This window comes from Skermanella sp. (assembly GCF_059503625.1).
Map to the genome: position 1 here is coordinate 1 of NZ_JCACHA010000748.1, position 10,470 is coordinate 10,470.

Annotated in this window: 12 protein-coding genes and 1 tRNA gene; 6 read left to right on the forward strand and 7 right to left on the reverse strand. The window is 64.0% G+C overall.

Going from position 1 to position 10,470, the window contains the following annotated elements:
• The 3 genes from AC5JJ6_RS25710 to mfd form a co-directional block, all read left to right on the forward strand.
• Positions 1–262, forward strand: a 262-nt coding sequence (locus AC5JJ6_RS25710; protein WP_496044796.1) for a hypothetical protein, incomplete at its 5' end; no start/stop codon positions are given.
• Between the two features lie 77 nt (positions 263–339).
• A complete protein-coding gene (locus AC5JJ6_RS25715; protein WP_496044797.1) occupies positions 340–651 on the forward strand; it encodes an FAD assembly factor SdhE in 312 nt (103 codons plus the stop codon).
• A 27-nt stretch (positions 652–678) separates the two neighbouring features.
• Positions 679–4,158 carry a transcription-repair coupling factor gene (gene mfd / locus AC5JJ6_RS25720; RefSeq protein ID WP_496044798.1) on the forward strand — a complete coding sequence of 1,160 codons (3,480 nt, stop codon included), beginning with the start codon at positions 679–681 and terminating at the stop codon, positions 4,156–4,158.
• On the opposite strand, the gene AC5JJ6_RS25725 is transcribed toward mfd, so the two are convergent.
• A complete protein-coding gene (locus AC5JJ6_RS25725; RefSeq protein WP_496044799.1) occupies positions 4,142–4,804 on the reverse strand; it encodes a DsbA family oxidoreductase in 663 nt (220 codons plus the stop codon). The two genes, mfd and AC5JJ6_RS25725, sit on opposite strands and share 17 nt — an antisense overlap.
• 157 nt (positions 4,805–4,961) lie before the next feature.
• Between AC5JJ6_RS25725 and AC5JJ6_RS25730 the strand changes: the two genes are divergently transcribed.
• Positions 4,962–5,456 carry a hypothetical protein gene (locus tag AC5JJ6_RS25730; protein ID WP_496044800.1) on the forward strand — a complete coding sequence of 165 codons (495 nt, stop codon included), beginning with the start codon at positions 4,962–4,964 and terminating at the stop codon, positions 5,454–5,456.
• Between the two features lie 18 nt (positions 5,457–5,474).
• Here the strand turns inward: AC5JJ6_RS25730 and AC5JJ6_RS25735 are convergent, their stop codons facing one another.
• Both AC5JJ6_RS25735 and AC5JJ6_RS25740 read right to left on the reverse strand, forming a co-directional pair.
• The gene (locus AC5JJ6_RS25735) at positions 5,475–5,786 is read right to left on the reverse strand and encodes a hypothetical protein (protein WP_496044801.1); all 312 of its coding nucleotides are present in this window, start codon (positions 5,784–5,786) and stop codon (positions 5,475–5,477) included.
• 92 nt (positions 5,787–5,878) lie between these two features.
• Entirely contained in the window at positions 5,879–6,142 is a 264-nt protein-coding gene (locus AC5JJ6_RS25740) for a hypothetical protein (protein WP_496044802.1), read from the reverse strand.
• 79 nt (positions 6,143–6,221) lie between these two features.
• Here AC5JJ6_RS25740 and AC5JJ6_RS25745 point away from each other — a divergent pair, with 79 nt between their 5' ends.
• Complete coding sequence (locus AC5JJ6_RS25745) at positions 6,222–6,680, forward strand: YaiI/YqxD family protein (RefSeq protein WP_496044806.1); 459 nt, start codon at positions 6,222–6,224, stop codon at positions 6,678–6,680.
• 74 nt (positions 6,681–6,754) lie between these two features.
• Positions 6,755–6,830 (forward strand) — tRNA-Asn (locus AC5JJ6_RS25750).
• Positions 6,831–6,930: 100 nt separating this feature from the next.
• Here the strand turns inward: AC5JJ6_RS25750 and AC5JJ6_RS25755 are convergent.
• The 4 genes from AC5JJ6_RS25755 to glnA form a co-directional block, all read right to left on the reverse strand.
• Complete coding sequence (locus tag AC5JJ6_RS25755; protein WP_496044803.1) at positions 6,931–7,824, reverse strand: substrate-binding domain-containing protein; 894 nt, start codon at positions 7,822–7,824, stop codon at positions 6,931–6,933.
• A gap of 39 nt (positions 7,825–7,863) precedes the next feature.
• Entirely contained in the window at positions 7,864–8,700 is an 837-nt protein-coding gene (locus AC5JJ6_RS25760; protein WP_496044807.1) for an ABC transporter substrate-binding protein, read from the reverse strand.
• A gap of 5 nt (positions 8,701–8,705) precedes the next feature.
• On the reverse strand, positions 8,706–9,431 hold the full coding sequence (locus AC5JJ6_RS25765) for an ATP-binding cassette domain-containing protein (RefSeq protein ID WP_496044804.1): 726 nt from the start codon (positions 9,429–9,431) through the stop codon (positions 8,706–8,708).
• 191 nt (positions 9,432–9,622) lie between these two features.
• The coding region (glnA, locus tag AC5JJ6_RS25770) for a type I glutamate--ammonia ligase (RefSeq protein ID WP_496044805.1) at positions 9,623–10,470 on the reverse strand (848 nt) is incomplete at its 5' end.

Genomic DNA, 10,470 nt, shown 5'->3' on the forward strand with positions numbered 1-10,470 from the left:
CGCCGAAACCGACGAGTACTGGATACCGGTCGGATTGAACCCCGACCTGGATCTGGCGACGCAGGATTCCGTCCGCGAAGCGCTTCGTTTCCTGGAGGAGAGGCTGGGCATGGACCGGGCCGTCGCCTATGCCTACCTGTCGGCGGCGTCGGACGTGCAGATATCCCAGGTGGTAGACCGGACCAAGGGAACCAATATCCTGATCCGGAAATCGGATTTCAAGGCCATCACCGGGGACGACAAGTCGGCCAAGGCGGAATGATGCGGACAATATAACTCGCTGACAGCGTCGCTGTCGGGGGCTATATCGTGGGGGCCGCACTTTAGAGGGTGACCCCCATGACCGCCGAGACGCCCGCCGAGACTCCTCCTGAAAAGCCCGCCGAGACCATCGAAGTCCGGCGCAAGCGCCTGACCTTCCGGAGCTGGCATCGCGGAACCCGCGAGGCGGACATCCTGCTCGGCCGCTTCGCAGACCGGCATCTGCCGAATTTCGACGAGGGCCAGTTGGAACGGTACGAGCGGCTCTTGGAATTGAGCGATCCCGATCTTTATAACTGGATGTCCGCGCGCGAGCCGGTTCCGCCGGAGCACGACAACGACGTGATGCGGCTGCTGGTCGCGTTCAATTTCAAATCGACCGTCGCCTGACGCTCTTTCCAGTCTGATATCCCCGCCTTGATCAAGATAAACCTCGACCCCGGCCGCCCGTCCCGCCTTCTGATCGCCGGTGCGCCGGAAGGGCAGGATGCCCGCATTCTCGCCGACATCGCCAAGCGGCGGGGGGCCGGCGGGCTGCTGCACGTGGCGCTGGACGACCAGCGCATGGCCCGGCTGGCGGAAGCGGTCGCGTTCTTCGCGCCGGAGGTGGAACTTGTCCAGATCCCGGCCTGGGATTGCCTGCCCTATGACCGCGTATCGCCCAACGTCGATATCGTCAGCCGGCGGGTCGAAGGACTGACGCGGCTGATCGAGCCGGCTAAGGGGCGGGCGCGCTTGATCCTGACGACGGTCAACGCGCTGCTTCAGAAGGTGCCGCCGCGCGGCGCCTTCAGCCACGCGACGTTCGTTGCCAAGATCGGCGACCGGGTCGACCTGGACAAGTTGCAGGCCTATCTGGCCCATAACGGCTATACGCGGGCGCAGACCGTGCGCGAGGCGGGCGAGTTCGCGATCCGGGGCGGCATCATCGACCTGTTCCCGCCGGGGACCGAGGAGCCGTTGCGGCTCGACCTGTTCGGCGACGAGCTGGAAGGCGTCCGGGCCTTCGACCCGATGAGCCAGCGGACGACGGAGAAGCGCGACGGAGTGGCGCTTAAGCCGATGTCCGAAGTCTTCCTGGACGAGCAATCGGTAGCACGGTTCCGGTCCGGCTATCGCGAGCTGTTCGGCGTCGTGCTGGACGAGGACCCGCTGTACGAGGCGGTCAGCGCCGGACGCAAGCATGGCGGCATGGAGCACTGGCTCCCGCTGTTTCATTCCACCATGGAAACGATCCTGGACTACGTCCCGGATGCGGCGGTGACGCTGGACCCGCAGGCGGAAGAGTCGCGCGACGCCCGTTTCTCCCAGATCGCCGATTTCTACCATGCGCGGAAGACGCTGCAATCGGTCGAGAAGAAGGCGAACAATCCCGTCTACAAGCCGCTGCCTCCGGCCATGCTGTTCCTGGACGAAGCGGCCTGGGACGATCTGCTGGCCGCCCGCGCGGTTGGGCAATTGATCCCGTTCGCGCTGGCGGAGGGCCAAGCTGGCGTCGATGCCGAAGGGCGGCGGGGCCGCGATTTCGCCGAAGCCCGCGCCCGTCCCGACGTCAATGTCTTCGACGCCCTGAAGTCGCATATCGAGGAGCTTCAGAAGCAGGACCGGCGCTGCGTCGTCGCCGGCTATAGCCAGGGTGCGCGCGACCGGCTGCTGACAGTGCTGCGCGACCATGGGATCGAGCGGGTCGAGATCTGCGAAAGCTGGGAAGGTGCCCGGCGGCTGGACCGGCGGACGACGGCGTTGATCGTCCTGGGCATCGAGACCGGCTTCGCCGCTCCCGATGTCGTGGTCATCACCGAGCAAGACATCCTGGGCGACCGTCTGGCGCGGCCGACCAAGAAGCGGAAGCGCTCGGCCAACTTCATCGCCGAACTGTCGAGCCTGAGCGAAGGTGACCTGGTGGTCCATGTCGACCACGGCATCGGGCGCTACGATGGGCTCGAGACGCTGACGGTGACCGGCGCTCCGCATGACTGCCTGCGGCTGATTTACGAGGGCGGCGACAAGCTGTACCTGCCGGTCGAGAACATCGAACTGCTGTCGCGCTACGGCTCGGCCGCCGATACGGCGCAGCTGGACAAGCTGGGCGGCGTCGGCTGGCAGGGCCGCAAGGCGCGGGTCAAGAAGCGCCTGAAGGACATGGCCGAGGCGCTGCTGAAGATCGCGGCGGAGCGCGAGCTTAGGCGCGGGCAGGCCGTTTCGGCTCCGGATGGAATCTACGCGGAGTTCGCGGCGCGCTTCCCCTATCCGGAAACCGAGGATCAGCTTCGCGTCATCGAAGAGGTGATGGAGGACTTGCAGTCGGGCCGTCCGATGGACCGGCTGGTCTGCGGCGACGTTGGCTTCGGCAAAACCGAAGTGGCGTTGCGGGCCGCTTTCATCGCGGCGCTGTCCGGGATGCAGGTCGCTGTCGTGGTGCCGACCACGCTGCTGGCGCGTCAGCACTCCCGCACCTTCGAGAAGCGGTTCGCCGGGCTGCCGGTCCGGATCGGGCAGCTCTCCAGGCTGGTGACGGCCAAGGATCAGAAGCTGACCAAGGACGGTCTCGCAGCCGGAACGGTCGATATCGTGATCGGAACCCACGCGCTGCTGTCCAAGACGGTGCAGTTCAAGAACCTCGGCATGGTGATCGTGGACGAGGAGCAGCATTTCGGCGTCAAGCAGAAGGAGCGGCTGAAGCAGCTTCGCGCCGATGTCCATGTGCTGACCCTGACCGCGACCCCGATCCCGCGCACGCTTCAGATGGCGCTGGCGGGAGTCCGCGAGCTGAGCCTGATCGCGACCCCTCCGGTGGACCGGCTGGCGGTGCGGACATTCGTACTGCCCTACGACCCGGTGGTGATCCGGGAGGCGATCCTGCGCGAGCATTATCGCGGCGGACAGACCTATTACGTCTGCCCGCGCCTTGAGGATCTGCCGCGCGTCTACGAGCGGCTTCAGGAACTGGTGCCGGAGATCAAGGTCGTGATGGCGCACGGCCAGATGGCCGCGACCCAGTTGGAGGAGGTCATGACCGCCTTCGACGACGGCCAGTTCAACGTGCTGCTGGCGACTAACATCGTCGAATCCGGGCTGGACGTGCCCAACGCCAATACCATGATCATCCACCGCTCCGACCTGTTCGGGCTGGCGCAGCTCTACCAGTTGCGCGGCCGGATCGGCCGGTCGAAGGTCCGGGGCTACGCCTATCTTACCTATGCTCCGAAGACGGTGCTGTCGGCCACCGCGACCCAGCGCCTCCATGTGATCGAGACGCTGGACAGCCTGGGAGCCGGCTTCCAGCTTGCCAGCCACGATATGGACATCCGGGGCGCCGGCAACCTCCTGGGCGAGGAGCAGTCCGGCCACATCAAGGAAGTCGGCGTCGAGCTTTACCAGCACATGCTGGAGGAAGCGGTAGCGACGGCGCGAAGCGGCGCCGGAACGCTGTCGGAGGCGGAAGATCAGTGGACGCCGTCGATCAACCTCGGGATGCCGGTGTTGATCCCGGAGGCCTACATCGCCGATCTGAACGTCCGGCTGGGGCTTTACCGCCGGATATCGGAACTGGTGGACCGGCAGGAGATCGATAGTTTCGCAGCCGAACTGATCGACCGTTTTGGACCGCTGCCGGACGAAGTGGAGAACCTGCTGGACGTCATGACGATCAAGCAGCTTTGCCGCGCCGCCGGGGTGGAGCGCGTCGATGCCGGGCCGAAGGGCGCCGTGCTGTCGTTCCACAACAATACGTTCGCAAGGCCCGACCAGCTGATCATTTTCATCGGCAAACAGGTCGGCACGATGAAGCTGCGGCCCGACCACAAGCTGGTCTATACCCGCACCTGGGACGACACGGCGACGCGGGTGAAAGGCGTCAACCGGCTGATGCAGGATCTGGCTAAACTGGTCGCATGACCCGCTGGGGGAGGGGCGTGACCTCCTCGGCCGCCAGATCGAGCAGCGGCAGGAAGGCGGAGGGCTCCTGCGCCCCGGCCAGCGCATAGCGCCGGTTGAAGATGAAGCAGGGCACCGCCTGGATGCCGATCTGACGGGCGACCGACTCCGTCGCCCGGATCGCCGCCACGTCTGCGTTTCCGGCTAGATGGTCGCGCACCTGATCCGGGTCGAGTCCGGCTTCCGCCGCTTTGGCAAGCAGCACCTCGCGGTCGCCGATGTCCAGGCTTTCGATGAAATAAGCTGCGAACAGCAGGTCGGTCATCCGGTCGGCGAGTTGGAGACGGCTGGCGAAGCGGACGAGGCGGTGAGCGGCCAGAGTATTGGGCGTCCGCTTGATGCGGTCTAGGCGCATGGGAAGGCCGTCACGCTCGGCCGTTTCCTCGATCACGCTATAGACCTGACGCGCCCGCTCGGCTCCGCCGAACTTGGTGGACAGATACGCGAAGCGATCGATGCCGCCCACCGCCATGTCGGGGTTCAGTTCATAGGGCTGCCAGCGGCGCTCCAGCGGCAAGCGTGCCCGTTCGGTCAGGGCACGTTCCAGCCGGTGCTTGCCGATATAGCACCAGGGACAAATCAGGTCCGAGTAGATCTCGACTATCATGATTTCGATTGTAATCCCAAACGCATGCCTTTGGCGAGAGTGCTCGGCCTCGTGCAGGAACTACCCTGCCCATCGGCCGACCATCAGGGAAGTCGCTGACGGTTTATTAACCTCAACGCGAAACACTGTAGCCGCAGTTTCGTCGCGGTGGCCGCCAATGTCCGACAGCTATACATCCTCGAAAATCAAGGAAGCGCTGGTCGCATCCCAGGGCAGTCGCGCCCGTGCGCAGGATATCCTGCTGGGCTGGGCGCAGGCGGACGACCGATTGCTTCGCGGACTTGTGGAGCCTTACCTGAAAGGCATCGTCACCGGGACGATCGAGCGGGTGACTAAACCCGCAGCCGAAAAGAGTGCTGCCATAGCACAGGCCCCGTCACCGGCAATCGTCCGGGCGTCCGCGCCCAAAGTTCCGGTGCCGAAGCCTGTACCGCCGCGCGAGTTGTCGCCGGAAGCCTTGGACAAGGCGCTGTCGCTGATGGGGCAGGGTGCTCTGCCTCCCCGGCCCAGTCCGGCGGCCCCCGCTCCGAGATCGGCATCTCCCTTGAAACTCGGCACGACCAATCCGGTTCCGCCGACCAAGGCGGGAGCCAAGCATCAGCAGACTATGCGGGCTTTGGCAGCTTTATACGCGCGCAAGCACCGGGACTGACGGCGCAATGGCGTAGCGTTACTTCGGCGACGCCGCAACGGTGGGCCAGGCCGGGCGGATTCCTACCAGAGTTTCCTTGTTGCCATATGGCTCCGGCCGGGCATGGCACTCGACCTGGGCAAGGGTCTTGTAGCAGTACAGTTCCGGCTCGGCACGCACCGTCACATCCGGCCAATCGCGGCAGTAATGCCTGGTCTTCTCGTAATTCACCATGCTGCAATCTTCGTCGAGAGCATAGGACACCGCGTGGTCGGTGATGGTCTTGCCGGTGTTGATAAGCAGGACCGTGGAAACGCCAGCCGTCGCCGCGGTGGCCGGACCTTCCAGCATCGAGCAGCCGCCGGGCAGGACGCCGATCAGGGTAGCGGCGATGAGGCTCCTTATCCGGATCCGCCGACTGGCTGGCCTGGCCGCATTCTCCTTCATCGCAGCAACACGCACTGGTGCACGCGGCATTGGACCAGAACGAAGACGTCCTTGGACTTGCCTCCCGTGCACATCACCTTGAAGACGGTTTCCGGGCTGTTGCCTACGGTCTGGCGTAGCGGCTCGATCTTGCCGGGCTTGCAGTTGGAGGCGACTGCGACGGATCGTGCTTCAGCCGGAGTGGCGGATGCCGGTAATGTCGAGACCGCCAGGACCATGCCTGTAAATGCCGCTATTCCGGCCGTTCGCCGCCAGTTCATCGGTCTTCCCGTCATCCGCGTTACGCTCTGTGATAAAACGAGTCCGGTTAAGTTTTGTAAAACGAGGACTTCCTAAGTGCTGCATGTCTATGTCGATGCCGACGCCTGCCCGGTGAAGGACGAGGTTTACCGTGTCGCCGAGCGTTATGGGCTCAGCGTCACCCTGGTCGCCAACAGCCCGCTCCGAGTCCCCCTCCACGAGCGTATCCGCTTGGTCGTGGTGGGAGCCGGGTTCGACGCGGCGGACGACTGGATCGCGACCAATGCCGGTGCCGGCGATATCGTGATCACCGCCGATATTCCACTGGCTTCCCGCTGCTTGAAGAACGGTGCCCGCGTGATCGGCAGCACCGGCAAACCGTTTACCGACGCTACGATCGGGCAGGCGCTGGCCGGACGCGAGCTGAGCCAGCATCTTCGGGAGTCCGGCCTCATCACCGGCGGCCCTGCTCCGCTAGGCAAGCAGGATCGTTCCCGGTTCCTCCAACAGCTCGATCAGGATATCCAGGCGATCCGCAGGGCGGCTGGAATCCGCTGAGTTCGGCTTCTCATTTTTCCGTGAAATTTCCTCTTGCGAACCCGAAACTCGGCTGCTAAAAACCGCCTCGTTGATCCCGGTTAGCTCAGTTGGTAGAGCAGTGGACTGTTAATCCGCGTGTCGCTGGTTCGAGTCCAGCACCGGGAGCCACCTTCCCAGAAGGTGATCTTAAAACGAAACGGCGCCCGACATCAGTCGCGGCGCCGTTTCGTTTTAAGATCACCTTTTATGGTTTTTAGCACGGACGATTTCAGGGTGCGTTGTACCAGACGCGTCCAACCGACGAGAGATCGTAACCCTGCAAGTCGTCAGCCTTGGCCAAGGCGTCGGTAGAGCGGGAATGCGTCAGCAGGGCCTGCATTTCGGGCTCGAAATAATCCCGCCGCCGGACGACCAGATCGTATCGCTCCCGGTGCAGCGGCACGAAGTTAAGGCGAAGCTGCCGGGCGATGGCCCGTACGGCGAGGCCGGCGTCGGCCCGACCGTCCAGCACCGTCAAGCCTACCTCCAGTTCGCTCCGTAGCGGCGACTCCGTGAGCGAAAGCTCGTTCAGGCGGATGCCCGACTTGTCGAGCAGATGGTCCATCAGCACCCTGGCACCCGACCCAGGCGGACGGATCGCCATCCTTGCACGGCTTGCCGCGACGTCTTCGAGGGAAGCGATGCCGTGCGGATTGCCGGGGGCAACTAGCAATCCTTGCTCTCGCCAAGCCCACTCCACCGCGACGATGTCGTAGCCGGACAGTGTACGTTCCAGCGCCGGCACATTGTACGTGCCGGACTCCGGGTCGAGAACGTGAATGCCGCAGGCCGCGGCTTGGCCGGCTGCCAGCCGTTCAAGGCCGTCGAGGCTGCCGCCGCTGAGCATCGCGAGGCCGCAGCCGGAAGAAGCGACGCACCATTCGAGGAACGGGTCGTGACTCCCGGCCATGACACGGGGAGCGACGGCAGTCGGGGGCGCTCGGTGTTCCGGCATCGTGGGGGCGGCACGCTCCAGCCATTGGTCGATTCTGTCCTTGGGAAACAGCCATTTGCCGCCGACGCGCGTGCAGGGGATGCCGCCCTGGCGCACGAGATCGTAGATCTTGCGCTCCTTGATCCGGAGATAGGCCGCTACTTCCTGGGTGTTCATCAGGTCGGACATGGATCGATCCGCGGTGCCGCCCCGCTCAGGACCCCGCGGTCAGGAGCTGGATTTTTCGGCGTTGGGGAAGAAAAGCTGTTCGCCGTTGATCTTATAGCCGGCGATGGCATCCTGTCCCTCCTTAGACAGCAGCCAATTGACGAAAAGCGCTCCGTCCTCAAGTTTCACGTGCGGGTGCTTTTCCGGGTTCACAGCCATGACGCCGTACTGATTGAACAGCCGCTTGTCCCCTTCGACCAGGATCGTCAGGTTGCCCCGGTTGCGGAAGTTCAGCCAAGTCCCCCGGTCGGTCAGCGCATAGGCCTCCATCGCGGCGCTGGTGTTGAGGGTCGGACCCATGCCGGAGCCGGTCGAACGGTACCAGCCGCCGGAACCGGCGGATGCGACGTCAACTCCCGCCATCTGCCAAAGGCGCTGTTCCGCCTTGTGGGTGCCGCTGTCGTCGCCGCGTGATGCGAAAGGCGCTTTGGCGGCGGCGATCTTCTTCAGGGCGGCTTCGGCGTCCTTCAGGCCCTTGACGCCGGCGGGATCGCCTGCCGGCCCGACGATGACGAAGTCGTTGTACATGACGTCGTATCGCTTCTTGGCGAAGCCCTCGGCGACGAACTTCTCTTCCGACTTGGTATCGTGGACGAACAGCACGTCGGCGTCGCCGCGTCGGCCGGTTTCGATCGCCTGTCCGGTGCCCTGGGCGACGACATGGACATCAAGACCGGTCTTCGCCTTGAACAGGGGGAGGAGATAGTCGAACAGACCGGACTGCTCGGTCGATGTGGTCGATGCGACGGTGATGAATTTGTCCTGGGCGACCGCGGGCAGGCCTGCGGCCAAGGACAGGCCGGCGGCCACCAGGGCGCCGAACAGGCGCCGGTTCAATTTTGTCAGCACAGGAGATCTCCTCTGAGAAAGGCCGCGGCTTCCTTGGTCCGCGGTTGGTCGAAGAATGAGGCCGCGGGCGCATGTTCGATCAGCATCCCACGGTTCAGGAACATGACTTCGTCTGCGAGGCGCCGGGCTTGGCCGAGGTCATGTGTCGTCATGACGATCCGGATGCCGTCGCGAACGAACTCCTCGATCATCGATTCGACTGCTCTGGTCGCGGTCGGGTCGAGATTGGCCGTCGGTTCGTCGAGGAACAGCACTTCGGGGCGCAGAGACCAGGCGCGGGCGAGCGCCAGGCGCTGTTGCTCGCCGCCGGACAGGACGCGCGCCGGCCTGTCGGCCAGATCGGTCAGACCGAATCGTTCGAGGGCCGCGCCGGCAGCGGTGCGGCGGCTTCGATAGCCGAATCCGGCCAAGGCCAGGGCATGGATGAGATTGCCGCGCGCGGAGCGGCGCAGCATCACGGGACGCTGGAAGACCATTGCATGACGGCGGCGGATTGTCGCGGCGCCGGGACCCAGCCATTCTACCGAACCGGCTGTCGGTCTAATCAACCCGTGGCAGAGACGAAGGGTCAGGCTCTTGCCGGCACCGTTCGGTCCGAGAATGACCGTTATCCCATGTCCGCCGAGAGTCAGGGACAGCGCTGGAATCAGCGTCGCTTCGCCGACGGAGTAACGAACGCCGCTCAGGCGCAACGGCAGGCTCGAGGGATCGTCACGCATCGCACTTTCCGGAGACTTCAAGCGGCATCAGTCCGCTGTCTGCAAAATCATGCATAAACCTGCACGATTTTTCGGTTCCGGTAAAGTTTGCACTGCGTGGATTTTTGGAAAAGCCCAAATGAAAAGGGGCGGCGGAAAATCCGCCACCCCTTCCATTTTGCCCAAAAATTGAGCCGCCGGATCCCGAAGGATCAGACCGAGTAGTACATCTTGTACTCGATCGGGTGCGGCGAGGTCTCGAAGGCCATCTGCTCTTCGCGCTTCAGCTCGATATAGGCCTCGATCATGTCCGGAGCGAACACGTCGCCCTTGGTCAGGTAATCGTTGTCGGCTTCCAGGCTGTCGAGCGCCTGACGGAGCGAACCGCACACGGTCGGGACCGCGGCCAGCTCTTCCGGGGGCAGGTCGTACAGGTTCTTGTCCATCGCTTCGCCAGGATGGATCTTGTTCTGGATACCGTCGAGACCGGCCATCAGCATGGCGGCAAAAGCGAGATACGGGTTGGCCGACGGATCGGGGAACCGTACTTCGACGCGCTTGCCCTTGGGGCTGGCGACGTAGGGGATGCGGCAGGAAGCGGAACGGTTGCGGGCCGAGTAGGCCAGCAGAACCGGAGCTTCGTAGCCCGGAACCAGGCGCTTGTAGCTGTTGGTCGACGGGTTAGTGAAGGCGTTCAGCGAACGGGCATGCTTGATGATGCCGCCGATGTAGTACAGCGCCATGTCCGACAGGTCGGCGTAGCCGGAGCCGGCGAAGATCGGCTGGCCTTCCTTCCAGATCGACTGGTGGCAGTGCATACCCGAACCGTTGTCGCCGAACACCGGCTTCGGCATGAACGTAGCGGTCTTGCCGTAGGCGGCCGCGACATTGTGCACCACGTACTTGAACTGCTGCATGTTGTCGGCTGTTTTGACGAGCGTGGCGAACTTGATGCCCAGCTCGTGCTGAGAAGCGGCCACTTCGTGGTGATGCTTCTCGATCTCGACGCCCATCTCACCCAGCACGGTCAGCATCTCGGCCCGCAGGTCCTGAGCCGAGT

Excerpts from the sequence above, each read along its gene's own strand:
- AC5JJ6_RS25715 (WP_496044797.1), top strand. The coding sequence starts at position 340 with ATGACCGCCGAGACGCCCGCCGAGACTCCTCCTGAAAAGCCCGCCGAG.
- AC5JJ6_RS25725 (WP_496044799.1), bottom strand. The coding sequence starts at position 4,804 with ATGATAGTCGAGATCTACTCGGACCTGATTTGTCCCTGGTGCTATATC.
- AC5JJ6_RS25730 (WP_496044800.1), top strand. The coding sequence starts at position 4,962 with ATGTCCGACAGCTATACATCCTCGAAAATCAAGGAAGCGCTGGTCGCA.
- AC5JJ6_RS25735 (WP_496044801.1), bottom strand. The coding sequence starts at position 5,786 with ATGCTGGAAGGTCCGGCCACCGCGGCGACGGCTGGCGTTTCCACGGTC.
- AC5JJ6_RS25740 (WP_496044802.1), bottom strand. The coding sequence starts at position 6,142 with ATGAACTGGCGGCGAACGGCCGGAATAGCGGCATTTACAGGCATGGTC.
- AC5JJ6_RS25755 (WP_496044803.1), bottom strand. The coding sequence starts at position 7,824 with ATGTCCGACCTGATGAACACCCAGGAAGTAGCGGCCTATCTCCGGATC.
- AC5JJ6_RS25765 (WP_496044804.1), bottom strand. The coding sequence starts at position 9,431 with ATGCGTGACGATCCCTCGAGCCTGCCGTTGCGCCTGAGCGGCGTTCGT.